Origin of the sequence: Microbacterium sp. AK031, from assembly GCF_024807145.1 — a bacterium.
Lineage (GTDB): Bacteria > Actinomycetota > Actinomycetes > Actinomycetales > Microbacteriaceae > Microbacterium.
Genome location: NZ_JANUCA010000001.1, coordinates 428,060 through 452,750, shown reverse-complemented (window position 1 = coordinate 452,750; position 24,691 = coordinate 428,060). Strand labels below are relative to the sequence as shown.

Genomic DNA, 24,691 nt, shown 5'->3' with positions numbered 1-24,691 from the left:
CTCGCCGGGCGCTGAGCGCCGCACAGTCGGCGGCGCTCAGACCGCGATCACTTCTTCTTCTTGCCCTGCGCCCGTCGCTGCTCGCGGTTGCCCGCAGCCGGGGCTGGGGCATCCGTACGCTGCCCGAAAGCACCGCGCGGTCCCTGCTCGGGTGCTGCCGGCGCTTCGCCTTCGGATGCTGCGGCCGCAGCGGCCGCCTGCTGAAGGCGATCCGTCGCCGATTGCTGAACCTGACCGCGGTCGTTGCGGACTTCCACCTCACCGGCGTCGTTGGGCGCGGAATACTCCAGCCGCTGGTCGCCGCCGTCGGTCGCGAGGCCCTTGGCTTCGACCTCGGTGGTCTGCGAGTCGCCTGCGCGTCGCACCTCGACCTCGAGGTTGTAGAGGTAGCCGACCGACTCCTCCTTGATCTGGCTCATCATCGACTGGAACATCGCGTAGCCCTCACGCTGATATTCGATGAGTGGATCCCGCTGCGCCATCGCCCGCAGGCCGATGCCGTCCTTGAGGTAGTCCATCTCGTACAGGTGGTCGCGCCAGCGACGGTCGAGGACCTGGAGCACCACGCGGCGCTCCAACTCCCGAGTGGCCGCCTCGCCGAGCTTCGCCTCTCGCGTCTCGTACGCGATCTTCGCGTCGGAGAGCAGCTCGCGGGTGAGCCCCTCGGCGTCGATGCCGCCCTTGCGGCCGCTGGCTTCGGCGACGACCTCGTCGATCGTCACACTGACGGGGTACAGCGTCTTCAACTCGGTCCACAGCGCGTCGAAGTCCCAGCTCTCGTTGTGCCCTGAGCTGGTGTGGTCCGCGACGACGCCGGTGATGGCATCCTCGATGAAATGCTGAACGCGTCCGGCGATGTCATCGCCGTGCAGGATGTGCCGGCGGTCGGCATAGATCGCTTCGCGCTGACGGTTGAGGACGTCGTCGTACTTCAGTACGTTCTTGCGCATCTCGGCGTTGCGCGACTCGACCTGCGACTGTGCACTGCGGATGGCGCGTGAGACGAGCCCGGATTCGATCGGAACGTCATCCGGGAAGTTGGTGCGTGCGAGGATCGCCTCGGCGGCACCCGACTGGAACAGGCGCATGAGGTCATCGGTGAGGCTGAGGTAGAAGCGGCTCTCACCGGGGTCGCCCTGACGACCGGAGCGGCCGCGGAGCTGGTTGTCGATGCGGCGCGATTCGTGGCGCTCGGTGCCCAGCACGTACAGTCCACCGGCTTCGGTGACCTTGGAGCTCTCCTCTGCGACGACCGCCTTCATGGCCTCGTACGCCTCATCCCAGGCTGCTTCGTACTCCTCCGGGGTCTCGGCGGGATCGAGCCCCTTGGCCTTGAGCTCCTGCACAGCGAGGAACTCGGCGTTACCGCCGAGCATGATGTCAGTACCGCGACCGGCCATGTTCGTCGCGACGGTGACGGCACCGAGGCGGCCGGCGCGTGCGACGATCTCCGCTTCACGCGCATGGTTCTTCGCGTTCAGTACCTCGTGCTTGATGCCCTTCTTCGCCAGCAGGCGCGACAGGTACTCGCTCTTCTCCACGCTGACCGTGCCGACGAGCACCGGCTGCCCGGTCTCGTGGCGTTCGACGATGTCCTCGACGACCTGCGCGAACTTCGCCGTCTCGTTCTTGTAGACGAGGTCGGCGTTGTCCTTGCGGATCATCGGCCTGTTCGTCGGGATCTGCACGACGCCGAGCTTGTAGGTCGACATGAACTCCGCGGCCTCGGTCTCGGCCGTGCCGGTCATGCCCGCGAGCTTGTCGTACAGGCGGAAGTAGTTCTGCAGCGTCACGGTGGCGAGCGTCTGGTTCTCGGCCTTGACCGGCACACTCTCCTTGGCCTCGATGGCCTGGTGGATGCCCTCGTTGTAACGTCGGCCGACCAGGATGCGCCCGGTGTGCTCATCGACGATCATGACCTCGTCGTTCATGACGACGTAGTCGGTGTTCTTCTTGAACAGCGCGAGGGCCTTGATCGAGTTGTTCAGGAACGAGATCAGCGGAGTGTTCGCCGACTCGTACAGGTTGTCGATGCCGAGATAGTCTTCGACCTTCTCGATCCCGGGCTCGAGCACACCGATGGTGCGCTTCTTCTCGTCGACTTCGTAGTCCTCGCCCGGTTCGAGCGTGCGGGCGATCTTCGCGAACTCGGTGAACCAGCGATTGGCCTCACCGGAGGACGGGCCGGAGATGATGAGCGGCGTGCGGGCCTCGTCGATCAGGATCGAGTCGACCTCGTCGACGATCGCGAAGAAGTGCTCGCGCTGGACGAGATCCTCCTTGCGCCACGCCATGTTGTCGCGCAGGTAGTCGAAGCCGAACTCGTTGTTCGTTCCGTAGGTGATGTCTGCGGCGTACTGCTCACGGCGCACTGCAGGGGTCTGACCCGAGACGATGATTCCGGTCTTCATGCCGAGGGCACGGAACACACGTCCCATTAGCTCGGCCTGATACGACGCGAGGAAGTCGTTGACAGTGATGATGTGAACGCCCTTGCCGGCGATCGCATTGAGGTAGGCCGGGAACGTAGCGACGAGCGTCTTGCCCTCACCGGTCTTCATCTCGGCGATGTTGCCCATGTGCAGGGCGGCGCCACCCATCAGCTGCACGTCGTAGGCACGCATGCCGAGTGTGCGCTTGGCGGCTTCGCGGACGGCCGCGAAGGCCTCCGGCATCAGCTGATCGAGCGTCTCGCCCTTGTCGAACCGCTCGCGCAGCTCAGCGGTCTCGTTCGAGAGTTCCTCATCGGTGAGTCTCTCGAAGTCCTCCTCCAGCGCGCCGACGGCCTTCACGACCTGGTTCAATCGGCGAAGGATGCGACCCTCGCCGGCACGCAGCAGCTTCTCAAGAGGATTCGCCACTTAAGTCATCTCCCTGTTGTGGGTCTGAACCCGGCGGCCCAGATCGGGCTTCGGTACCGGGGCATACCTCACTATGTTACCGGCCGGTGACCTTTGCATCGTCTGGATACGTCATTCCGGCGACGTTGCCGAGTATCTATATGCTGAGAAAGCACTTCGGGAGGTCGCCATGTCAGTACGTCAGAGCCTGCTCGCCATCCTCGACCAGGGTCCCTGCTACGGCTACCAACTGCGCCACGAGTTCGATCGTCGCACGGGGTCGACTTGGCAGCTCAACGTCGGCCAGATCTACAACACGCTCGAAAGGCTCGAGCGCGACGGATTCGTCGACCGTGGCGAGGCTGATGATCAGGGCCACGTCTACTGGCGGATCACGGATGCCGGCTCGGCCGAAGTCGCCAGATGGCTCTCCTCCCCCGTCGTTCGCGGGCCGGCGGCACGTGACGAGCTCGCCATAAAGCTCGCCGTGGCCGCGACGCTGCCCGGAGTGGACGCCGGCGCGCTGATCCGTGCCCAACGAACCGAGTCGCAGACCAGGGTGAAGTCGCTGCGCGAAGCGTCACCGAACGGGTTGGCCGCTTCTCTGATCGCTGACGCCATGCTCTTCACCGCCGAAGCCGAACTGCGCTGGCTCGATCGCGTCGAACAACGGCTCGCCGAGCATCCGCACCACGCGATCGGCGTCGAACTCTCCGCCGAACGTCCCAAGCGCGGGCGTCCGGTGAAGCGGGCCGCCAAAGCGGCGACGCCCGCCTGAGGTTCGCCCCGAGCGGATGCTCAGCCTCCTGATCGCCATCGGTCACTAAGATCGACCCATGGCCGGATTCTGGGGTAAGCGCAAGCGCGAAGAAGAAGCTGCGCAAGCAGCACAGGACGCCGATCTCGCTCGCAAGGCGGAACAGGCACTGGTCGCAGCAGACGAGCGCATCCGCACCGCGGGCGACGAGCTCTCCTTCGCCGAGGCAGAGTTGGGTCTCTCGCTCACGAAGGACCTGAAATCGGCTCTGGATGCTGTGCGCACCCACCTGCGCGAAGCATTCCAGCTGCATCAGCTCAATCACGACGAGATCCCCGACACCGATGAGGAACTCCGCACGCGCAACGCCCGGATCGTGCAGCTGTGCGACTGGGCCGAAGACCTGCTGGATGAGAAGACCGCGGCACTGGCCGAGTCGATCGCCAAGGTCCGCCGAGCACCGCAGGTGCGTGAGAAGGTGCGCTCGGACTCCGAAAGACTGTCGGCGCGTCTGCCGCAGGCCCGCAGCATCATCGAGCGGCTCTCCAGCCGCTACGCCGAAAGCGCGCTTCAGCAGATCCGCAACAGCGCCGATGAGGCCGAGCAACTCATCGCGTTCGCCACGCACGGTGCTGACGTCGCAGAACGTCGTCGTGCGGCCAGGCAGAACGAAGAGGCGAATCTCGCGCTCGAGACTGCTACCGAGGCGATCCGTCGCGTCGGGGCCCTCCTGGACGCGGTCGAGGACTTCGAGATCGAGGCGCTGCGCGCCGAATCCACACTCGCCGAGGTGGTCGCCGATTCACGAGGCGACGTCATCGCGGCGCGCACCGCGCCCAAGGTCCCCGCTGTCACCGAGGCCACGGCCGAACTCGAGAAGGCACTGGACTCTCTGGAGCCTGCCGGATCGCGCAATGATCCATTCGCCGAGCTGACCCGGTTGCGCACCGCGAACTCGGCGCTCCACGATGCGATCGCCAAGGCGCATTACCGCCTTCAGAACCCGCTGCCGAGCATCGCGCAGGTGCAGCACGCCCTCGACGATGCCGACCGTCAGCTCGGCGTCGCACGCGGGCTCATCTCAGGACACCGCGGCTGGATCGGCGCCGATGCCCGCACCCGCTTCGCCGAGGCGGAGCGACTGCGCATCGACATCCCTGAGCTCATATCAGCAGAGGACACACGTGAGCATGCTCTTGCCGGCGCGCGCCGCGTCGCCCAGCTGGCCGCGGAGGCGCTGCAGCTCGCGCAGCGCGACATCGATTCCGCACGTCCGCAGCAGCAGCAGGACTGGGGCGGCGGTTGGGGCGGCGGACGCCGTGGCGGCGGAGGCGACGTCATGGGCGGCATCATGGGCGGCCTCGTCATCGGCAGCATCCTGGACGGCATCTTCGACTGAGCACCGACATGGAAATGGCCCGGCATCACGATGCCGGGCCATTCTGCGTCAGGACGCGAGAGCTTCTGCAGGTGGCGCCTGAGCCGTCAGGGAGATCACACCGTAATCCCACCCCTTGCGCCGGTAGACGACGCTCGGGTGATCCGTGCGGACGTCGACGAACAGGAAGAAGTCGTGTCCGACCAGTTCCATCCGGTCGACAGCCTCCTCAACGGTCATCCACTCCGCGTCGAAGTTCTTGGTGCGGATGACGACCGGCGAGTAAGCCTCTTCCTCGTCGTGCTGCACCGGGACCGTTCCCGTCGCGACGGCATGCAGGACATCTGCGGATGCGGGTTCGACGTCGATCCCTTCCAGCGAGCCGCTGCCCTTTTCGAAATGCGCCCCACGAGGATGCTGACGTCCGTCGACCCGCTTCTCCTTCGCACGGCGCAGCTGCTGCGACATCTTGTCGATGGCGAGATCGAGAGCCACGAACTTGTCGCCGTCGACGGCCTCCGCCCGCACCACCGGACCCTTGCCTACGAGAGTGAGTTCCACAGTCTCGTCAGGAACACGCCCGCCGCGATAGGCGCGATGCGTGACTTTCACATCCAGTCGCTGCACCTTGGCGGCAAGCGGCTGGACGCGGGCGATCTTCTCCTCGACAACGGTTCGGAAGCGATCGGTGATTCCCACTCCGACGCCAACGATGCTTGTTTCCATTGCTGTCTCCTTGTCCCGGTCCTCCCGGCCAAGGGCGGACCGTGGTCGCCTTGTGTCCCCCTACCGTAGTCGCCGCTGCGATGGATGTCACGGTTCATTCACGATGCGTTTACCTGGAATCGACTGTGCCGTGGCGTGGCGGCGAGCGCCACCGCTCCGCACACCCGGAATCCCGCCGCTCCCAGGGCACGCGCGGCTTCGTCGAGAGTGGCACCCGTGGTGACGACGTCATCGATAAGCAGTGCGTCACCCGCATCCCGGGCGTGTCGCGCTCGCATGCTTCCTGAAACGTTCCGTCCGCGCTCGACGACCCCGAGTTCGCGTTGATCGGCCGTGGCCCGTGCGTTCATCAGCATCCTGCTCACCGGAAAGCCCGCGCGCCGGATCAGCAACTCGGGCACCCGATACCCGCGACGACGAAAGGCTGCTCGCCCGGTGGGCACCGGCACGATCAGCGGCGACCGCATGCCTTCGAGAATGGTCTCAGCGACCACCGCGGACAGCGCAGCGCCGAGCGGGCGGGCGAGGCGCGTCTCCCCCGCCTCCTTCAGCCGACGGATGCACCGGGCGACCACGCCCTGGTACTCGAGCGCCGCGATCACCGACAGCCCGCCCGGTGTCACCCTCCGCACCGGTGCAACGACCAGTGATCTTGCGCATTCGTCGCACAGCAGCGTGCCGAGTTCATCGCATCCTGCGCAGCATCCGGACAGCAGGAAGGCGGCGATCTCGTCGGCGAGCGAAGCCCATCGGTTCGACATGCATCCGACTGTGCGCCTCTGAACCGCTCGGCGGCTGCCGAGAAGCGCGACCGGTGGAGAATCGGTTCAGATCGGGAGTCGTGGAGGACTATTGACCGGCACGCGTGCCCAGCACCAGTACATCCGTGAGTCCCATCTGCCACGTGGTGCCGCGCTGTGCGAACAGCACGCCGTCGGCATTGAGGATGCGTACCGCGGACGCCGAGTTCCCACCGGATATCGAGGTCGCCGCGCCCGGAGCGGCGGCGAACGAGCTCATGCCGCCGACGTCCTGCGTCAGCACCACCCGGCTTCCATCCGTTTCCATCAGCACACTGAGGTCGTTCTCGTCCACCCAGCCCATGCCGAGGGCGACGCCGTCCAGCCGAGCGATCGTGTGCACTGGTCCGAGCTCGACGGGCACGTGATCCTGATCCCGGACGATGGCGGCGACCACGAGCCAGGGCTGGCTTCCGATCGACGCCACCGCGGCGATGCGCACGCCATCCGGTGCCACTCGCAGGTGAGAGATGGATGCCGCATCCGGGAAGGCGTTCGCGATGCTGACCGGTGTCACGTCGGACTCCCACGCGGTGAGCGCGCGAGGATTCGCCGATGGCACTGACCAGGTGTAGCCGCGCGGGTCCATCGACGGCTCGACCAGCCCCGACCTGGTGTCGAGCTGGTCAACTCGTCCAGCTGCCACGGTATACACCCCGCCGTCCTCGAACTGCACGGCCGCACGCGTCTCATCGGCAGCGACATCGACGGAGACGACGGAGGACGCGAGTTCGACGAGTTCATCGGAGATGCCTGCGTACGGGGTGATCTCGTCGCCGAGGTAGAGCCCGAACGCGGACTCGGTGAGCACGACGGTCCCTGTTTCGGCACGCGGCGATTCGACCGTCGCGCGGCCGGCGTTCAGATCTCGCGCGTTCACCAAGAGCTCAACCTCGGTCACGCCCGCCGGCCGCAGCGTCTCCTCGAGCTGGGTGCGCATGCGCGCCAGTGCGGTGGCATCAAGCGCCAGGGCTGCGGGGGTCAGCTCGACAGTGGCCACCTTGTCGGTGTCGACGGGGACGGATTCGCGCGCGAGGGCCACATCGCTCGGGAACGCGCTGCGCACTGCGGGCGCCAGCCACCCGCTGGGGGCTCCGGAGAGCAGCGACTGAGTGAGCGTCGTCACGATCTGGCCCCGTCGCGGATACCACCGCACGTCGGGGATCAGATGCGTCCAGCTCTGGTCGTAGAACTGCAACGCGAAGCTGCGGTACACCTGCGGGAAGGCCTCGGCGTCGAGGATGACGCCATCGGCGGCGGCGGTGATCCGCCATTCGCCGTCCGCGTTCTCGGCGACCTCGAATGAGACGACCGACGTGTCTCCCGACAGCTGTGTGTAGGCACCGGACTCGTCCACGTGAGCGGTCTGGTCCAACAGGACGCGCACATCGCCCTCCTGCGCGGTGTCGTCCGCGCTCGTGACGTCGGCGGTGAACTCTCTGGCGGCCGCGCTGGAGTCGACCGTGACCTGAGCGTTGGGACGCCATGTCTGGGCGAGATCGGGACTCAGGAACTCGCGAGCCGTCTTCCATCCGTCGGCCGGCGTGAGGGCGGCGTCCATGAAGCCCTCCACGATCTCCTCCGGGCTCGCTCCTTCCAACGGACCGGCTGCGATCTGGCTGATGTCCGGCGCCAGGTCGACATCGTCCAGCACGAGCCCCGATTTCACCTCACCCGACATCGGCAGCCCTGCGCATGCCGAGAGCAGCACTGCGAAAACGGCGACCGCGCCGATGAAGAATCCCCGACGTCTGCGTGTCATGAGCGATCGTCCTCTCCGGTGGAGACGGGGTCGATGAAGTAGAGCTCGCGCAGCTCCGTTAGCTGAATCGGCTGGGTGGCAGGTGTGACTTCCGGCAGTGCCGCCTCCGGCTCGAGCGCGACCGGCGACGGGCCCTCGATGTCTCCCGGCTGGCGCGGCAGAGTGAGGACGAAGTTCGTGCCGACCGCGATCTCTGACCAGACCGCGAGAGTCCCGCCGTGCAGCCGCGCATCGCCCAGAGCGATTGACAGGCCGAGCCCCGTGCCGCCGATCGTGCGCTGCCGGGAGGGATCCGCCCGCCAGAACCTGTCGAACACGCGTTGGGCGTCTTCGGGATCCATGCCGAGGCCGAAATCGCGCACTCCGACCGCGACGGCGTGCTGGTTGCTGTCGACGGTGACGACAACCGGCCGCCCCTCGCCGTGCTCGATCGCATTGCCGATGAGGTTGCGCAGCACACGGCGCACTCGTCGCGGGTCCATGTCAACGGGCGTGTATCCGCCTGGCGCGACGAGGCGGAGTTCGGAGCCGTGCCCCTCCGCAAGCGGCAGCATCTGATCGATGACATCTTCGGCGAGGGTCGCGAGACTTGTCGCCTCCAGCTCCAGTTGGACGGATCCCGCGTCGTACCTGCTGATCTCCAGCAGGTCGGCGAGCAACGTCTCGAACCGCTGCACCTGCGTGTGCAGCAGTTCGGCCGTGCGGTTCGTGGTCGGGTCGAACTGCTCGCGCTGGTCGTTGAGCATGTCGGCGGCGAGTCTGATCGTCGTCAGCGGCGTGCGCAGCTCGTGCGACACATCTGAGACGAACCGCTGCTGCACGAGCGACAGCTCGCCGAGTTCCTTGATCTGGGACTCGATGCTGTCCGCCATCGCATTGAACGAACGAGCCAGCGTCGCCAGCTCATCCTCGCCGTGCACTGGCAATCGCACTTCCAGATCGCCCGAGGCGAGTCTCGCGCTGGTCTCGGCGGCTTCGACGATGGGTTTGGAGACCGTGCGCAACACGATCCACGAGATGCCGGCGGTGATCGCGATGAGGATCATACCAGCCGCCCACAGCGTGCTCTGCACGAACTGCAGGGTCTGTTCGGAATCGGCGAGGTCGTATGCGATGTACACCTCGAATGCGCCGACCTCCGGCACGAGCAGCTGCTGTCCGACGACGATGCCTGGCGCGGTCGCCCCATCCCCCATCGGGAGCGCGACCGACTGCCACGCCTGACGATCCGGCAGCGATACGACGCGCTCGCGCAGCCCCGCGCTCAGCAGGTCCGCGCTGAGCCCGCCGATCGTGAAGCCGCGCACTCCTGTTCCCACCGGTGGCACGTCGATCGCATAGACCGCGATGAGCGACGACGATGACACCCGCGGAATGGACTCCTGCACGTCCTGCCACAGCGCGCGCAGTGCTGATCGGTCATCCGACACCTCGGCGGAATCGAGGGTCCGCTGCGCAGCGCCCACTGCGCTGCGCGCATCGCTGAGCACTTCGTCCCGACGGGATTCGAAGAGATTGTTCTGAATGACGAGCGACATCGTGAGGCTGGTCACGAAGATCGAGAACGAGGTGAGCAGCAGCGTGATGGAGATGATGCGGAACCGCAGCGAGCGGCGCCACAGCGTAGCGATCGTCTCCGGCCAACCCCGCCAGTCACGCCACAGCGCGACGGTCGTGGGCGTCGCGCTCGTCGCGGCCAACGCAGTCCCCTAGCCGACGCTCCCGGCCCGGTAGCCGACGCCACGGACCGTCATGACGATCTTCGGCAGATCGGGGTCGAGCTCGACCTTCGCCCGCAGCCGCTGCACGTGCACGTTCACCAGGCGGGTATCCGCCTTGTAGTGATAGCCCCAGACCTGTTCGAGCAGCATCTCCCGCGAGAAGACCTGCTGCGGTTTCGATGCGAGAGCGACCAGCAGCTGGAACTCGAGCGGCGTCAGCGGGATCGATGTCGTGCCGCGGCGCACCTCATGCGCCTCGACGTCGACGACGAGGTCGCCGATGCGCAGCACCTCGCTGGTCGCTGCGGTCACCGGTCGTAGACGAGTGCGGATCCGGGCGACGAGCTCTTTCGGGTTGAAGGGCTTGACCATGTAGTCGTCGGCGCCGACTTCGAGTCCGCGCACCACGTCTGCCGTGTCGCCGCGCGCGGTCAGCATGATGATCGGGATACCGGACTCGGCGCGGATCTGCGTGCAGATCTCGATCCCGTCCATTCCTGGCAGCATGAGGTCGAGCAGCACGAGGTCGGGTCGCTGTGCGCGCCACTCTTCGACGGCCTTCGCGCCATCGGCACAGAACACCGGCTCGAAGCCCTCGGTGCGCAGCACGATCCCGATCATCTCGGCGAGCGCGGTGTCGTCGTCGACCACGAGGATCCGTGAGGTCATCTGATCCCAGCCTCATCTTTCTCAGCATGTGCGCGGCGCCCGCGGGTCGCGGTGGAGCGCAGCCCTTCTCAGCGTACTTCATGACAACGTTTCGATCACGGTAGCGCGCCCTCGGCATCTTCGTCGGGAGGCCGCGGTGTGACACGATGGTTTCGCACCGGAGGAGGGAGCGCTGTGAGCGCACAGGGTTGGACGAACGCGCAGAGCTGGACGCCTGCCGTCAAGCGCGGGCTCATCCCCCTGCATCCCCTCACGTTCGGCGTGCTGCTCGGCAAGCCCTTCGCCACGCTCCGCCACAACCCGAAGGTGCTGTTCGGTTTCGCGATCGTCATCCAGCTCGTCGTGGCGGTCATCACGGCGCTGGTCGTCGGCGCCGTCGTCTTCGCGACGTTCCTGCGCCTGGAATCCCTCTCCCCCAGCTCACCCGATTTCTTCCCCGTCATGTGGGGCGCCATCGCGATCAACGCGCTGGTCGTGCTCGCGATGGGCTTCGTGAGTCTCTCGTTCACGGCGATCATGCAGGGCGTCGTGGCCGCGAACGTCGGTCACGCCGCCCTGGGTGAGAAGCCTGCCCTCGGCAGGCTCTGGCGTCTGATGCGTCCGGCTTTCTGGCGGCTCGTGGGCTGGAGCGTCATGCAGGCTCTGGCCGCGCTCGTACTCATGGCCGTGATCGGCGGCATCATCGCGCTCGGCGTGATGGCGGGCGTCGGCGGATCCGCAGAGGGCGTCGGCCTCACGGTCGTGATCGGCATCCTGCTGGTGCTCGGCATGATCCCGCTCTGGGTCTGGTTGGCCACCAAGCTGCTGCTCGTGCCGTCGATCCTGGTGCTGGAGCACTCAGGCATCCGTGCCGCGCTCGTGCGCTCGTGGCGGCTGACCCGTGGCCGGTTCTGGGTCGCGTTCGGCGTCATCTTCCTCGTCAACCTGATCATGGGCGCTGCCGTGAGCGTGGTGAGCATGCCGCTCTCGCTGCTGGGTTCCCTGTTCGGAACCGTGATCGCGCCGACCGGCCCCAACGACACCTCGGGGATCGCGCTCTACCTCATCACCGCACTCGCTCCGCAGCTGCTGATCTACGCGCTGCAGGCGGTCACCGTCGTCGTGCAATGCGCAGCAGGTGTCTTCATCTACCTCGACTGCCGGATGCGATACGAAGGCCTCGATCACAGCCTCATCAGCTATCTGGAGCGACGCGATCTCGGCGCGGGCGAAGACGAACTCGGCGACCCGTTCGCGGTGGATCCCGCTCGCGCTGTCAGCAGCACACCACCGCCGAAACCTGCGCCCGCGTATGCGGCAGCGCCGGTCGGCTGGGGCCAGTATCCGCCTCCGGCGCAGCAGGCGCCGTATCTCGCGCCACCGCCGCCCGCGGCACCCCGGCCACAGCAGAATCCCCGGGTGTCAGCACAGCCGATCCCGCCGGAGGGCGAGAGCCCGTGGGCCCCGCCCGGATCAGGCAGGGCATGATCCGGCTCGACATCGATCCTCACGCGCCCGATGGTGACGACGCGCGGCGTTGGGCCGAACAGGAGCTGCAGGATCCGCGCTACGCCGACGCCAAGCCGACCTGGTTCGACTATCTCGCCGAGGATGTAGCGGAGTTCATCGGCAGCCTGTTCTCGCCCGACACGGGCCAGCAGGTCGGAAACGTCGCACTCATCATCGTCACCGTCGTCATCGTGGCAGCACTCATCACCGTGCTGATCCTCTGGGGTCGACCGCGCGGGTCACGGAGGGTCAGGCGGCGCGAGAGCGATCTGCTCGGCGAGCGTGACCACCGCACGGCGGCGCAGCTCCGGGCGGATGCCGTTCGCAGTGCTCGCGACGGGGACTGGGACTCCGCGACAGTGCTGCGCTTCCGAGCGCTCGCTCGGGCGCTGCTCGAGCGCGACATCATCGATCCCGCTCCCGGCGCGACGGCGCAGGCGATCGCACGCGAAGCCGCACTCGTCTTCGGTGCGCAGCGCGCCCTGCTGACCGGTGCCGCCGGAGCCTTCGACGATGTGCGCTACCTCCGCCACCCGGCATCCGAGCAGAGCTACCGCGCACTCGCAGACCTCGACGATCGCCTGGCATCCCTGCATCCGGACGTTCACGACCGCGCGACGGCCGAGGTGGTGCCGGTATGACTCTGACTGCAGCATCGGATGCCTCGGCACCGGACCTCGCGCCAATCACTGCCGTGCGAGAGCGGGGACGCCTGCGCTCTGCACTCTGGTGGGTGGCCATCGCCGCCCTGGTGATCGTCTTCGCGCTCTTCGTCGGCAGCATCACCACCAGCGCACCCGGCGCGCGCGGCGCGCTCGATCCGGAGAGCGCAGACGATTCGGGGGCACTGGCGCTCGCCGAGCTCCTGCGCGATCAGGGCATCGAGATCACCATCGCTCGCACTCGTGCGGAGGCCACGGCCGCGCTCGATGCCGACAGCACGCTCGTGATGGCCGACCCGTTCGCGCTGTCCGATCAGGCGGTCGAAGACCTCGTCGCTCCTGCCGATCGCACGGTCATCCTCTCCAGTGCGAGCCGATTGCTTCGCATCCTCGAACTCGGCGAGAACGCGCCAGCCGCGTTCGACGCAGATATGAGCGCGCAGTGCGACCTGCCCGAGCTCGCCAACGTCGGCACTGTGCGTCCTGACCGATTCTTCACTCCCGCTGCCGGCGTCACAGGCTGTTACACCGACGCCGACGGCGCCGACGGGCTGCTCGTCGATGACAGTGGAGACCGTCGTGTCGCACTCATCCAGGGCAGTGCGCTGTTCAGCAACGAGCACCTCGCCGAGAACGGCAACGCCGCACTCGGGCTCGCTCTGCTCGGCCAGGGCGATCACGTCGTCTGGTACGTGCCCTCATTCGAAGACAGCGACATCGAGGCGCAGAGCACCGACACCCTCGCCACGCTCACGCCGCCGTGGGTGACTCCGGCCATCCTCCTCCTGCTGCTCGCAGGAGTCGTCGCCGGCATCTCACGAGGCCGGCGCTTCGGACCTCTGGTCGCCGAGACGCTGCCGGTGACCGTCAGAGCGTCCGAGACGATGCACGGGCGTGCCAGGCTCACAGCGAATGCCGCCGACGCCGCCCACGCCGCAGAAGCGCTGCGCGACGGATCGCTGCGCCGCCTCGCCGCGCGACTCGGTCTCACGACGCGGTCGACGCCGAGCGAGATCGCCGACGCCGCCAGCGATCGACTGCGCATCCCGCGCGGCTCGCTCCACCAGCTGCTCGCCGGCGCACTGCCCGCGAACGATTCCGAACTGATCGACTCCGCACGGCGTCTCGCCGAACTCGAAGCAGCGGTCGATGCCGCTGTGCACGTGGAAAGGAACACACCGTGACCGACACCTCCCCCTCCCTCGCTGCGGCCACAACCGATGAGGCGCAGCTGCGTGCAGCGATGCACCGTGTGCGCGCCGAGGTCGACAAGGCCGTCATCGGTCAGGCCGGCACCGTCACCGGACTGCTGGTCTGCCTGCTCTCACGGGGGCATGTGCTGTTGGAAGGCGTGCCAGGCGTCGCGAAGACGTTGGTCGTCCGCTCGTTCGCCCGGGCGCTCGGTCTCGACACCAAACGCGTGCAGTTCACCCCCGACCTGATGCCAGGTGATGTGACCGGCTCCCTCGTCTACGACGCACGCACCGGAGAGTTCGAGTTCCGCCAGGGCCCCGTCTTCACGAACGTCCTGCTTGCCGACGAGATCAACCGCACCCCTCCGAAGACGCAGGCGGCACTGCTCGAGGCGATGGAGGAGCGGCAGATCTCTGCCGATGGAACCAGCCGCGACCTGCCCGATCCGTTCCTCGTCGCTGCGACGCAGAACCCGATCGAGCACGAGGGCACCTACTCGCTGCCGGAGGCCCAGCTGGACCGATTCCTCATGAAGCTCGTGGTCGGAATGCCCGAACGCGATGCCGAGGTGACGGTGCTGCGACTGCACGCGGGGGGCTTCTCGCCCCGAGAGCTCACCGGCGTCGAAGCAGCCGTCACGGCCGACGAGATCCGTGCGGCGCAGGACGCGGCATCCAGAGTCGAGGTGACCGACGAGGTGCTCGGCTACGTCGTGGATCTGGCCCGCGCGACTCGTCAGTCCCCCTCCGTTCAGCTGGGCGCGAGTCCACGCGCTTCGACGGGTCTTCTGGCGGCGGCGAAGGCCTGGGCGTGGCTGAACGGATCGACCGCCGTGACACCTGACCATGTGCAGACCATGCTCGTGCCGGTCTGGCGGCACCGTCTGCAGCTGCGGCCGGATGCAGAGATGGAGGGTGTATCGGCGGATGCCGTGCTCGCCAGCGTGATCCAGCAGACGCGGGTGCCGATCTAAGGTGTTCGTCTCCGGCCGACTCGCCGTCGCCCTCGGGCTCGGTGTCATTCCCCTCGTCGCGTTCACCGCGGCGGGGCTTGCGGTGTGGGCAGTGCTGTCCGGATGGATACTCCTGTGCACCGTCCTGCTGGTCGTCGATGTCGCGTCCGCTGCCAGCGCGCGCACTGTGACGGTGACCAGACGCGTGCCGGCGCGGGCGCGGATGGGCGAACCGCTCGATACGAGCTTCGCTGTGCACAACCACGGATCGCGGACCATGGACGCGTTGCTGCGCGACGCCTGGCAGCCGACCGCTGGAGCGAGCCAGGCGCGACTGCGAGCGAGGATACCGGCGGGTGAACGACGCCGGATCGAGGTTCCCCTGCTCCCTCGTCGACGCGGAGAGCTGGTCAGTGAGTTCGTTTTCATCCGGTCACGCGGTCCGCTGGGGCTCGGTGGCCGCCAGGCTCGGCACGAGGTGCGCGGAGCGATTCGGGTGCTCCCTGCTTTCGCCTCCCGCAAGCACCTGCCGTCGCGGCTCGCGCGCCTGCGCGAACTCGACGGCAACACGAGCATCCAGGTGCGAGGGCAGGGCACCGAGTTCGATTCTCTGCGCGAGTACGTGCGCGGCGACGACGTGCGTTCGATCGACTGGCGCGCCACGGCAAGGGCAGGCACGACCATGCTGCGCACCTGGCGCCCTGAGCGCGACCGTCATGTCGTGATCCTGATCGACACCGGACGCACCGCCGCGGCACGCGTCGGCGACGGCACGCGGCTCGACGCGTCTCTTGAGGCTGCACTGCTGCTCGCGGCCCTTGCGACCAGGGCGGGAGATCACGTGCACATGCTGCTCTACGACCGCGTCGTGCGTGCCCGCGTGACCGGTGTCGACGGCGTCGGGCTCCTTCCTGCCATGATCGACGCGATGGCGCCAGTGCACGCGCGGCTCGTCGACACCGACTGGTCCGGCGCGTTCGCCGCGATCCGCACGCTCACGACGCGGCCCTCGCTCATCGTCGTCCTCACCGCACAGGATGCCGCTGAGTCGGCGCGTGGATTCCTGGGTGCGTTCCCCGTCCCTTCGAGGGCGACCACGATGCTGGTCGGCTCCGTCACCGACGACGCCGTCGAGGATTTGGCGAGAAGACGCGGGTCTCGTGAGGAGATCTATCTGGCTGCAGCAGCGGAGCGCACCCTGCGTGATGCCGAGAACGTCGCGGACGCCATCCGTCGCGCGGGCGGAGAGGCGATCACTGCGGATCCGGAGGCTCTGCCTCCGAGGATCGCCGATCGCTATCTCGAGCTGAAGGCCGCCGGGAGACTCTGAATCGACCGCGCGCGCTGTCTCACCCGCATTCAGCGAGAGTGACGAAGCCTGAATGATTTCTTTTTGCGAATGATTCAGGAAAGTGCGAGAATAGGGCGATGGACACGTCGACCGCTGCACTCGCCGCGCCCGAGCGACTGCGGGCCGCCGGGTTGCGCGTCACTGTCCAGCGGGTCGCCGTTCTCGATGCCCTCAGCGCACGTCCGCACGCCTCGGCTGAGACCGTCTACTCTCGCCTTCGCGGCGAGCTCAGTGGCGTCGCGCTGCCCACCGTCCACGGCATCCTGAACGATCTCACCGGTGCGGGGATCGTCCGTCGCGTGAGCCTTCCGGATGCTGGCAGCGCATTGTACGAGGTGCAGCACGAGAGCGACAACCACCACCACCTGCAGTGCATCGAATGCGGTCGCGTCGAAGACGTCGCATGTGCTGTGGGGGCCGCGCCATGCCTGCATCCGTCCCACGACCATGGGATGCGAATCCTCGAAGCCTCTGTGACCTACCGAGCCATCTGCTCTGATTGCGAAAGGAAGAAGTGAATGACTGACAAGACTTTCACCACAACTCAGACCGGCACTCCGGTCGCCAGCGATGCCCATTCGCTGACGAACGGCGCTGACGGCACCACCGCGCTGCACGACCGTTACCTGGTCGAGAAGCTCGCCTCGTTCAACCGTGAGCGCGTGCCGGAGCGCAACCCGCACGCCAAGGGCGGCGGTGCGTTCGGCGAGCTCATCATCACCGAAGATGTGTCGCAGTACACCCGTGCAGCCGTCTTCCAGAAGGGTGCGAAGAGCGAGACTCTGATCCGCTTCTCGTCCGTCGCCGGCGAGCAGGGCTCCCCGGACACCTGGCGTGACGTCCGTGGCTTCTCGCTGCGCTTCTACACGACCGAGGGCAACCTCGACATCGTCGGCAACAACACCCCGACGTTCTTCCTGCGCGACGGCATGAAGTTCCCCGATTTCATCCACTCGCAGAAGCGCCTCACCGGTTCCGGCCTGCGCGACGCCGACATGCAGTGGGACTTCTGGACGCTCTCGCCAGAGTCCGCACACCAGGTCACCTACCTCATGGGCGACCGCGGCCTTCCGCGCTCATGGCGGCACATGAACGGCTACGGCTCGCACACGTACCAGTGGATCAACGAGGCGGGTGAGCGCTTCTGGGTGCAGTACCACTTCATTTCGAAGCAGGGCGTCGAACCGATGTTCGCCGATGAGGCCGAGCGTCTCGCCGGCCAGGACGCCGACTACTACCGTCGCGACCTGTACGAGGCCATCGAGCGCGGCGAGAACCCGTCGTGGGACGTGTACGTCCAGGTCATGCCGTACGAAGAGGCCAAGACCTACCGGTTCAACCCGTTCGATCTCACCAAGACGTGGTCGAAGAAGGACTACCCGCGTATCAAGGTCGGCACCTTCACACTGAACCGCAACCCGCAGAACTTCTTCGCCGAGATCGAGCAGGCCGCTTTCTCGCCGGGCAACCAGGTACCAGGCACCGGCATCTCGCCCGACAAGATGCTGATGGCCCGCGTGTTCTCGTACCCGGATGCACAGCGCTACCGCATCGGCACCAACTACAACCAGCTGCCGGTCAACCAGCCGCATGCCGCAACAGTGAGCAACTACATGCACGAAGGCAACATGCAGTACCACTTCAACACCGCAGAGCACCGCGTGTACACGCCGAACTCCTACGGTGCAGCCGGTGGCCCTGAGGCCGACCCGGCACGTGGCGTGGAGGCCAGCTGGGAGGACGATGGCACACTTCTGCGCAGCGCGGCGACCCTGCACTCCGAGGACGACGACTTCGGCCAGGCGCGCACGTTGTTCAACGACGTGTTCACCGACGAAGAGCGTGCGCGCTTCATCGAGACTCTCGTCGGCCAGTACAACGGTCTGACAGTCCCCGCCATCCAGGAGCGCTTCTTCTGGTACTGGGGTCAGGTCGACCAGGCGCTCGCTGACAAGGTTCGCGAGCTGGCCGGTCTTCCGATCGGCGAGCCCGAGCCGGTGGGCGTCGGCGCGTAGTCGCTCGATACCGGAGGGGTCGGATGCTTCTGCATCCGGCCCCTCCGTCGTCTGTGCCGCCAGATTGCTGGGAGAACGCTGAGTGCCCGTCGGCGCGCCTCCGCCGCCCCGGACGGCGGAGCGTGGAGAATGTTCCGTGAATTCGGTCGTCTCTGACTCGAACTGATGAGAGGGAATCCCATGAGTGAATCACTCGCCGAAGCTGCGCCTCCGACACCGTCGGTCGGCTCCAAACTCACCGCCGAGGCCCTCGGCACCTTCCTGCTGGTGTTCGGTGGCGTCGGCACCGCGCTGTTCGCCTCCAACCACTTCACCGACCCGGGATCAGGCTCTGCCGTGTACGTGGCCGTCGCATTCGCGTTCGGACTCACCGTCGTCGTCGGCGTCTATGCCTTCGGTCCGATCTCCGGCGGACACTTCAACCCGGCGGTCAGCCTCGGCCTCGCCGCGGCCGGCCGCCTTCCCTGGCGCGACGTTCCCGGCTACATCATCGCGCAGGTCGTCGGCGGCCTGATCGCCAGCACGGCGCTCGTACTGATCGGACTGTTCGGGCCTGAAGGGTGGCTCACCACCGCACAGGATGCCGGCTTCGCCAGCAACGGTTGGGATGAGTTTTCCCCAGGTGGATTCGGCATCTGGGCGGCTATCATCATCGAGGTGATCCTCACAGCGGTGTTCCTGTTCGTGATCCTGGGCACCACGCACAAGCTGCGCCCGACGCCGTTCGCAGGACTCGCGATCGGTCTCACGTTGACGCTGATCCACCTCATCAGCATCCCCGTCGACAACACCTCGGTGAACCCGGCCCGCTCGATCGCCGCGGCGGTCTACGGCGGCGTCGGACCGCTGTCGCAGTTGTGGGTCTTCCTGGTGTTCCCGGTCGTGGGCGCGCTGATCGCCGGCTTCGCGTACAAGACGCTGCTCGACGGCACGAAGAAGTTCTGACCGCGCCTTCGCAACGCCGCACGAAGAAGATCCCGCCTCCGATTCGTTCCGGGGGCGGGATCTCTCTGTCAGCCGGCGACGAGCTGGGGCGTGCCCGCCTCGTACTCGAGAAGGTCTCCGCGTTCGCCTCGGCGGTAGGCACGACCGCCGAGGAGCAGCATGTAGGCGAGGAAGACGGCAAGTGCGGCAGCGCCGATGCCGATCTTTATGGGCCATGGCAGCGACCACCCCGTCACAAATCCCTCGACGAGTCCAGACAGGAACAGCGCGAACACCAGGCCGATCGCGACAGTCGCGAGGGAGCGGCCCTCCTGTGCGAGCGCCGTCGCGCGACTGCGCCGCCCAGGGGCCACCCACGCCCAGAACAGGTGCAGGCCGCCGGCAGCCGCGACGAAGATGCTCGTCATCTCCAGCATCCCGTGCGGAAGGATGTAGAGCACCATGACGTCGAGCCGGTCGTGCGCTGCCATGACGGCAGCCGAGACGCCGAGCCCGAACGCATTCTGCGCGATCACATAGATCGGCCAGATCCCGGTGACTCCGAAGAGCACGCACTGGGCGGCGATCCAGGCGTTGTTCGTCCACACCATCCCGGCGAACACTGCCGCCGGGTTCTCGGTGTAGTACTCGGTGAAGCTCTCCTCGGCGTACTGCTCGAGGAAGTCAGCGGGCCCGAGGGTCGCGACGAGCGCTGGGTTACCGGAGATCCACGCTGCGACTCCGGCGGTGATCGCGATGAAGACGAGCGCGACCACGAGCGTCGTCCAGCGCAGCCGGTAGAGAGCCGCAGGCAGCTGATCCGAGAAGAACCGAGCGATCTGGGTGAGGATGCTGTCGGACGTGCCCGTCAGGCGCAGTCGCGCCTTCGCGACGATCGACGACACATATGCCCCCTGAGGCGACTCCCCCACCGAGGTCTTCAGCTCGGCGAGGTCGGCAGAGGCTGCCCGGTACCGCACGATGAGCTCGTCGACGCCTTCGCCGTCGAGCCGCTGACGGCTGAGTTCGTCCAGGCGTTCCCACTCGGCACGGCGAGCATCGCTGAGAGCATCGGCATCCACCTGATTTACTGTACTCATGTCCATGCCGATCGACACCGCTGACGAAGTGCTCTCGGGCGAAGCCGTCGCGATCGACGTGCAGCCGCTCAGCTTCTTCATGCGTGCGCTCGGTGCTCTTATCGACATGATCGTCAGTTGGGCGCTCTTCCTGCTGTTCCTTTGGCTGCGAATGTGGCTTCTGGGCGTCGGGATCATCGACGAGTCGATCGACGGCATCATGAACGTGACCGCCATCGTCATGTGCTTCGTGGTGGTGCCGATCGTGGTCGAACTCGCGACGCGGGGACGCAGCCTCGGGCGCCTCGCCGTCGGGGGACGGATCGTTCGACTGGACGGCGGAGCGGCAGGGTTCCGGCACGCGTTCATCCGTGCGCTCATCGGCGTGCTGGAGATCTACATGACATTCGGCGCGATCGCCATCCTCGCCGGTGCCTTCACCGCCCGCTCGCAGCGCCTTGGTGACATGGTGGCCGGAACCTACAGTCAGCGCGTGCGCACTCCCGCACTCGTCCCTCTCGCCCCGGTGATGCCTCAGGCGCTCACCGGGTGGGCTCAGATCGCCGACGTCGCGCGGATGCCGGATCGCCTCGCCCGACGCATCTCCCAGTTCCTGCAGCACGCAGAGCGGATGTCACCGCCCGCACGCGCGCGCATAGCGCAGGAGCTCGTCGCCGAGGCCGCCGGATACATCTCACCGCAGCCCGCTGCCCACCCTGAGCAGCTGCTCATCGCGATCACAGTGCTGCGCCGCGAACGCGAACGCCGGGCTCTGGCGATCGCCGATGCACGCGCCGAGAAACTCACCGGACGTCACGTCGGCGTCTGACGCCGCGCCCGGCCCAGACCCTCCCGGCGACTGCTCAGAACCGGATCGCGTCGATCACCTTCACACGCAGCGCGACGAGCGCGGGGATGAAACCAGCGATGGCGCCGACGACGGCGGATGCCACAAGCCCGGTGATCGCGGCACGCATCGGGAAGGGCGGCACATCCTGCATCCCCTGGAACATGGTCGGAATGACCCAATCCGAGCGAAGCACGGCGACGACGATCGCGATGCCGATGATGCCGGCGACGGTGGTCGCCACCAGGCTCTCCAGCAGCACTGAGACGAACACGCGCGCAGCGGTCGCTCCGAACGCGCGTCGCACGCCGATCTCCCGCACGTGCTGCCGCATCGCGACGAGCTGGATGTTGATCAGGCTCAGAGCTCCGAGCGCCAGGATGAGAACGGCGATGCCGCCCGTGACGAGCTCGAACGTCTTCATGGATTCAGCCATGCCCGGCGTCGCACCCCAATCGGTGCGACTGACGGAGACGACTTGCCCTTCGGGCAACCCCGCACGCAGATCCATCACCAGCACCGGTCCGATCTCGGCCGACTGATCGGCACCGACCCAGATCTCGTACTGCGGCCATGCGCCTTCCGGCAAGCTGTCGACACGAGCGCGATACGAGTCGTACAGCACGTCGACCCGCAGCTCCTCATCGCCGAATCCCTGACGAGGTGCGACGCCGATGACCTGAAAGGTGCCACCTGCGTCGCCGGTGATCGTGATCGTCGGATGCTGGTCCATCGGCACACGACCGGTCCGCTCCCACAAAGCTTCCGTCACGATCACGGGAGGCGCCAGAGCCGCGACATCACCTTCACGGAACCAGCGCCCTTCCAGTAGCTGCTCCCGATGGATCTGGGAGTAGGCCGGATCGAGCAGGCGCCCGCTGACCTCGACGAGACCGTCCGGCAACTGCGCGCGGAACATCACGCCCTGCGCGACCCTGGCGGTATGGCTGAACCCGAACCGTTCCGAGTCCCGCTCGAACCGGTCGCCGAACGCATCGAAGTCGACCGGTTCGCCGTTCTCGGTGCTGACGCTCACGACGATCGTCGCCGGCCTGCCGCCCCAGCGGTCGGATTGCTCCGTCTGATACTGCTGCTGGTACTCGGAGAAGGCGATGACGGCGGTGAGCGCCGCGACCGAGACCCCTGAGCGAGTGTGGACGCCTCGAATGCACGACTGAGGTCTGTGGGCGCCAGATGCCCCGCATCCAGCCGGTAGTGCCTGCGAGCGCGCGCCGCCACATGAAGATCGTGCGTGATCGTCACAAGCGCCGCATCGGTCTCGGTCGCCACCTCGTCCAGCAGCGCCCTGATGGATGCCCCTGTGTCGATGTCGAGCGCACCGGTGGGCTCGTCGGCGAGGATGAGCACCGGCTCGCGCACCAGTGCCCTCGCGATCGCGACCCGCTGGTGCTCGCCGCCGGAGAGCCGATCGGCGATCTGGTCGATGCGGTGTCCGAGCCCGACGCGCTCGAGCATGTCCGTGGCGATCGAACGCCGCTTCCAGAACAGGCGGCCCTTGGCGTGCCCGAGCGGCATCATCACGTTGTCCAGTGCGGTGCGTCCTGCCAGGAGGTTGAACTGCTGGAAGACGAACCCCACGTTGTCTCCGCGCACCCGGTCGAGCATGCCGCTGCGCATCTTGCGCACCGGTCGCCCCTCGAATGCGACCGTGCCTGTCGTCGGTGCATCCAGCATCCCGAGAATATTCAACAACGTGGACTTGCCGGATCCGGAGCGCCCGACGATCGAGACGTGATCGCCCGCGCTGACCTCCAGAGTGATGCCGCGGAGGATCTCGAGCCGGGAGTCGTCCGCGAGGAGCACGCTCTTGGTGACGTCTTCCAGAGCGACCATCGTAACCAGCTGGTTCCGCTCTCGCACTGCTCGACGCCGGGCGCGACCTCGTAGCAGAACTCCTCGACCGGGGCCAGGAACCCGGGCACGAACTGCCGGATCATCTCGCCCTCCTCGACCACTTCCACCATGGCGCCGTCGTTCACACCGAGAGTGACAGCACGCTCCACGGCGTCGCTGCCGTCTCCGGCGTCCACCCACACGTTGCCCGTGCCCAAATCGCCCTGCACTGCCGTGATCGGGACGATGAGAGCGTCATCGACCTGGCCGAGCGCGAGGTCCATCTGTGCGAGAAGGCCGGCGAACACGACCTGATCGGTCGGAATGGAGCAGCGCACACTCGCCGTGCCCTCCGTGCTGACCTGCACGCGCACCCCGGTGCGTCCGAACAGGGCTGGGCCGCCGGTGATCGTGACGGTCGCGTCGGTGGACGCACCGACGCGCCGGTAGAGCTGTCGCAAGCAGGTGGTAGCGGGCAGGCGTGAGGGTCGCCACCTCGGCGCCGACGGTAAGGACTGCCCCTTGACGAGGGCGATCTCAGACAGATCTCCCGCCTCCGGTGCGAGGATCTCGACGCTCTTCTCGGGGTAGTCCTGTTCGACAGTGAACAGGAGCTGGCCCGCCGCGACCGCCGCGCCGTCGGCGACGTGCACATCCGTCACGGTGCCGTTGATCTCTCCCCGCAGCGGAAGGCCTCGTCTCGAGCGATGTTGCCGCTCAAGGTGAGCGCGTTGACCACAGATCCGCGTTCAACGGCGAGCACGGGGGTCAGTGATGCCTGCGCCAGGGCCGACCACCGCCTCTGCGGTGTCGGCGAAGAACGCCAGCTTGACGAGAGCAGCGGCACACAGTCCGAAGTTGACCACGAGAAGCAGTGGGAAGACCCATCGACGCCAGACGATCACGAAGGCCTTTCCGGCTGCGCCACCGTGACGCGTCCGGGATCAGCATAGCCAGGCGTAACTCAGGCCCGCATCGCCTCGTGACGCACGACGATCCAGCCGGTCGGAACGGACACCCGCTGCGCATGCTGAGCGCAGAGATCATGCGCGTTGGGGTGGTCAGCTCCGCCCAGTGGGCCCAGCGCTGCCATCTGATCGCCGTAGTCGTAGGTGAGCGTCGCCACGGCCTCACGGGCGCAGGTGACCTTCGAGCAGAGTCGTTCGTCCATCTCGGCCAGCGTAGAACGCCCGGCGGGCCAGGGTCGGTCGCCGCGCGGAACACCATAGACTTTGACCATGCCCCGCCATCGGTCCGCACGCAGTGCCCAGGCGCCCCGCCGTGGCGCACGGCACGGGCGCCACGGACGTCTCGGCCGCAGCGAGGTCGTGCGTCCGCCTCTGCCGCCGCTGGAAGGGCGGGTGGAACGATTCGATGTCACGATCGGCACAGCGGTGGAGTTCCTGCGCGGCACGTGGCCGGAACTGCAGGAAGTGCGCTTCGAGATCGGCGCGCTGCCGCTGAACCCTGACCCGACCGGCATCCCCCGCTGGCTGATCGATCGCGAAGGCGGCCGCATCGTGCTGTTCCGCGTCCCGATCGAACGGCTGCTTCCGCCGGGGCACGACGACGCGATGCACCGTCGAATCGCTGTCGAGAGCGCCGTCTTCCGCGCTGCCGCCGAGTACGTCGGCAAGGATCCTTGGGAGTTCGGCGCCGATCAGGCATGAAG

At 66.9% G+C, this 24,691-nt stretch carries 24 protein-coding genes; 12 read left to right on the top strand and 12 right to left on the bottom strand.

Annotated elements, in window-relative coordinates; genetic code table 11:
* Positions 1–47: 47 nt before the first annotated feature.
* Entirely contained in the window at positions 48–2,861 is a 2,814-nt protein-coding gene (gene secA, locus HDC95_RS02065; RefSeq protein WP_259061516.1) for a preprotein translocase subunit SecA, read from the bottom strand.
* A 169-nt stretch (positions 2,862–3,030) separates the two neighbouring features.
* Here secA and HDC95_RS02060 point away from each other — a divergent pair, with 169 nt between their 5' ends.
* Together HDC95_RS02060 and HDC95_RS02055 are read left to right on the top strand one after the other, a co-directional pair.
* Positions 3,031–3,618 (top strand): PadR family transcriptional regulator, encoded by a 588-nt coding sequence (locus HDC95_RS02060; protein ID WP_259061515.1) that lies wholly within the window; start codon positions 3,031–3,033, stop codon positions 3,616–3,618.
* A 58-nt stretch (positions 3,619–3,676) separates the two neighbouring features.
* Positions 3,677–4,996 carry a hypothetical protein gene (locus tag HDC95_RS02055; protein WP_259061514.1) on the top strand — a complete coding sequence of 440 codons (1,320 nt, stop codon included), beginning with the start codon at positions 3,677–3,679 and terminating at the stop codon, positions 4,994–4,996.
* A gap of 48 nt (positions 4,997–5,044) precedes the next feature.
* On the opposite strand, the gene hpf is transcribed toward HDC95_RS02055, so the two are convergent.
* From hpf to mtrA, 5 genes are all read right to left on the bottom strand, one after another.
* A complete protein-coding gene (gene hpf / locus HDC95_RS02050) occupies positions 5,045–5,701 on the bottom strand; it encodes a ribosome hibernation-promoting factor, HPF/YfiA family (RefSeq protein WP_259061513.1) in 657 nt (218 codons plus the stop codon).
* A gap of 98 nt (positions 5,702–5,799) precedes the next feature.
* Positions 5,800–6,462 carry a ComF family protein gene (locus HDC95_RS02045; RefSeq protein WP_259061512.1) on the bottom strand — a complete coding sequence of 221 codons (663 nt, stop codon included), beginning with the start codon at positions 6,460–6,462 and terminating at the stop codon, positions 5,800–5,802.
* 88 nt (positions 6,463–6,550) lie between these two features.
* Positions 6,551–8,263, bottom strand: coding sequence for an LpqB family beta-propeller domain-containing protein (locus HDC95_RS02040; protein WP_259061511.1), 1,713 nt, complete (start codon positions 8,261–8,263; stop codon positions 6,551–6,553).
* Positions 8,260–9,963 (bottom strand): MtrAB system histidine kinase MtrB, encoded by a 1,704-nt coding sequence (gene mtrB / locus HDC95_RS02035; protein WP_259061510.1) that lies wholly within the window; start codon positions 9,961–9,963, stop codon positions 8,260–8,262. The genes HDC95_RS02040 and mtrB overlap by 4 nt, the downstream gene beginning before the upstream one ends.
* Before the next feature lie 9 nt (positions 9,964–9,972).
* A complete protein-coding gene (mtrA, locus tag HDC95_RS02030; protein ID WP_259061509.1) occupies positions 9,973–10,653 on the bottom strand; it encodes an MtrAB system response regulator MtrA in 681 nt (226 codons plus the stop codon).
* Positions 10,654–10,827: 174 nt separating this feature from the next.
* On the opposite strand from mtrA, the gene HDC95_RS02025 reads away from it, so the two are divergent.
* The 8 genes from HDC95_RS02025 to aqpZ all read left to right on the top strand — a co-directional run bounded on the left by HDC95_RS02025 (position 10,828) and on the right by aqpZ (position 19,260).
* Positions 10,828–12,120: a hypothetical protein gene (locus tag HDC95_RS02025; RefSeq protein WP_259061508.1), complete on the top strand. Its 1,293-nt coding sequence runs from the start codon at positions 10,828–10,830 to the stop codon at positions 12,118–12,120.
* A complete protein-coding gene (locus tag HDC95_RS02020) occupies positions 12,117–12,782 on the top strand; it encodes a DUF4129 domain-containing protein (RefSeq protein WP_259061507.1) in 666 nt (221 codons plus the stop codon). The genes HDC95_RS02025 and HDC95_RS02020 overlap by 4 nt, the downstream gene beginning before the upstream one ends.
* The gene (locus HDC95_RS02015) at positions 12,779–13,987 is read left to right on the top strand and encodes a DUF4350 domain-containing protein (RefSeq protein ID WP_259061506.1); all 1,209 of its coding nucleotides are present in this window, start codon (positions 12,779–12,781) and stop codon (positions 13,985–13,987) included. Before HDC95_RS02020 ends, HDC95_RS02015 begins: the two co-directional genes overlap by 4 nt.
* Positions 13,988–14,046: 59 nt before the next feature.
* On the top strand, positions 14,047–14,970 hold the full coding sequence (locus tag HDC95_RS02010; RefSeq protein ID WP_259062196.1) for a MoxR family ATPase: 924 nt from the start codon (positions 14,047–14,049) through the stop codon (positions 14,968–14,970).
* A 1-nt stretch (position 14,971) separates the two neighbouring features.
* Positions 14,972–16,279, top strand: a complete 1,308-nt coding sequence (locus tag HDC95_RS02005; RefSeq protein WP_259061505.1) for a DUF58 domain-containing protein — start codon at positions 14,972–14,974, stop codon at positions 16,277–16,279.
* Between the two features lie 98 nt (positions 16,280–16,377).
* On the top strand, positions 16,378–16,818 hold the full coding sequence (locus HDC95_RS02000) for a Fur family transcriptional regulator (RefSeq protein ID WP_259061504.1): 441 nt from the start codon (positions 16,378–16,380) through the stop codon (positions 16,816–16,818).
* Positions 16,819–18,315 (top strand): catalase, encoded by a 1,497-nt coding sequence (locus tag HDC95_RS01995; RefSeq protein WP_259061503.1) that lies wholly within the window; start codon positions 16,819–16,821, stop codon positions 18,313–18,315.
* Positions 18,316–18,495: 180 nt separating this feature from the next.
* Positions 18,496–19,260, top strand: a complete 765-nt coding sequence (gene aqpZ, locus HDC95_RS01990; protein WP_259061502.1) for an aquaporin Z — start codon at positions 18,496–18,498, stop codon at positions 19,258–19,260.
* A 68-nt stretch (positions 19,261–19,328) separates the two neighbouring features.
* Here aqpZ and HDC95_RS01985 read toward each other — a convergent pair whose 3' ends face one another.
* Entirely contained in the window at positions 19,329–20,321 is a 993-nt protein-coding gene (locus HDC95_RS01985) for a stage II sporulation protein M (protein ID WP_259062195.1), read from the bottom strand.
* 16 nt (positions 20,322–20,337) lie between these two features.
* Between HDC95_RS01985 and HDC95_RS01980 the strand changes: the two genes are divergently transcribed.
* Positions 20,338–21,147: an RDD family protein gene (locus HDC95_RS01980; protein ID WP_259061501.1), complete on the top strand. Its 810-nt coding sequence runs from the start codon at positions 20,338–20,340 to the stop codon at positions 21,145–21,147.
* Positions 21,148–21,181: 34 nt separating this feature from the next.
* Here HDC95_RS01980 and HDC95_RS01975 read toward each other — a convergent pair whose 3' ends face one another.
* The 5 genes from HDC95_RS01975 to HDC95_RS01955 form a co-directional block, all read right to left on the bottom strand.
* Positions 21,182–22,279, bottom strand: coding sequence for an ABC transporter permease (locus HDC95_RS01975; RefSeq protein ID WP_259062194.1), 1,098 nt, complete (start codon positions 22,277–22,279; stop codon positions 21,182–21,184).
* Positions 22,198–22,989 (bottom strand): ABC transporter ATP-binding protein, encoded by a 792-nt coding sequence (locus tag HDC95_RS01970; protein ID WP_259062193.1) that lies wholly within the window; start codon positions 22,987–22,989, stop codon positions 22,198–22,200. Before HDC95_RS01970 ends, HDC95_RS01975 begins: the two co-directional genes overlap by 82 nt.
* Positions 22,872–23,681: an efflux RND transporter periplasmic adaptor subunit gene (locus HDC95_RS01965; RefSeq protein ID WP_259061500.1), complete on the bottom strand. Its 810-nt coding sequence runs from the start codon at positions 23,679–23,681 to the stop codon at positions 22,872–22,874. The genes HDC95_RS01970 and HDC95_RS01965 overlap by 118 nt, the downstream gene beginning before the upstream one ends.
* Before the next feature lie 87 nt (positions 23,682–23,768).
* Positions 23,769–23,924, bottom strand: a complete 156-nt coding sequence (locus tag HDC95_RS01960) for a hypothetical protein (protein ID WP_259061499.1) — start codon at positions 23,922–23,924, stop codon at positions 23,769–23,771.
* A gap of 59 nt (positions 23,925–23,983) precedes the next feature.
* Positions 23,984–24,190 (bottom strand): DUF3499 domain-containing protein, encoded by a 207-nt coding sequence (locus tag HDC95_RS01955; protein WP_259061498.1) that lies wholly within the window; start codon positions 24,188–24,190, stop codon positions 23,984–23,986.
* Between the two features lie 67 nt (positions 24,191–24,257).
* Here HDC95_RS01955 and HDC95_RS01950 point away from each other — a divergent pair, with 67 nt between their 5' ends.
* Positions 24,258–24,689, top strand: coding sequence for a hypothetical protein (locus tag HDC95_RS01950; RefSeq protein ID WP_259061497.1), 432 nt, complete (start codon positions 24,258–24,260; stop codon positions 24,687–24,689).
* The last annotated feature ends 2 nt before the right edge of the window (positions 24,690–24,691 follow it).

Coding starts and splice junctions, on each gene's coding strand:
- HDC95_RS02060 (WP_259061515.1), top strand. CDS start 3,031: ATGTCAGTACGTCAGAGCCTGCTCGCCATCCTCGACCAGGGTCCCTGC.
- HDC95_RS02055 (WP_259061514.1), top strand. CDS start 3,677: ATGGCCGGATTCTGGGGTAAGCGCAAGCGCGAAGAAGAAGCTGCGCAA.
- hpf (WP_259061513.1), bottom strand. CDS start 5,701: ATGGAAACAAGCATCGTTGGCGTCGGAGTGGGAATCACCGATCGCTTC.
- HDC95_RS02045 (WP_259061512.1), bottom strand. CDS start 6,462: ATGTCGAACCGATGGGCTTCGCTCGCCGACGAGATCGCCGCCTTCCTG.
- HDC95_RS02040 (WP_259061511.1), bottom strand. CDS start 8,263: ATGACACGCAGACGTCGGGGATTCTTCATCGGCGCGGTCGCCGTTTTC.
- mtrA (WP_259061509.1), bottom strand. CDS start 10,653: ATGACCTCACGGATCCTCGTGGTCGACGACGACACCGCGCTCGCCGAG.
- HDC95_RS02020 (WP_259061507.1), top strand. CDS start 12,117: ATGATCCGGCTCGACATCGATCCTCACGCGCCCGATGGTGACGACGCG.
- HDC95_RS02015 (WP_259061506.1), top strand. CDS start 12,779: ATGACTCTGACTGCAGCATCGGATGCCTCGGCACCGGACCTCGCGCCA.
- HDC95_RS02010 (WP_259062196.1), top strand. CDS start 14,047: ATGCACCGTGTGCGCGCCGAGGTCGACAAGGCCGTCATCGGTCAGGCC.
- HDC95_RS02000 (WP_259061504.1), top strand. CDS start 16,378: ATGGACACGTCGACCGCTGCACTCGCCGCGCCCGAGCGACTGCGGGCC.
- HDC95_RS01995 (WP_259061503.1), top strand. CDS start 16,819: ATGACTGACAAGACTTTCACCACAACTCAGACCGGCACTCCGGTCGCC.
- aqpZ (WP_259061502.1), top strand. CDS start 18,496: ATGAGTGAATCACTCGCCGAAGCTGCGCCTCCGACACCGTCGGTCGGC.
- HDC95_RS01980 (WP_259061501.1), top strand. CDS start 20,338: ATGTCCATGCCGATCGACACCGCTGACGAAGTGCTCTCGGGCGAAGCC.
- HDC95_RS01955 (WP_259061498.1), bottom strand. CDS start 24,190: ATGGACGAACGACTCTGCTCGAAGGTCACCTGCGCCCGTGAGGCCGTG.
- HDC95_RS01950 (WP_259061497.1), top strand. CDS start 24,258: ATGCCCCGCCATCGGTCCGCACGCAGTGCCCAGGCGCCCCGCCGTGGC.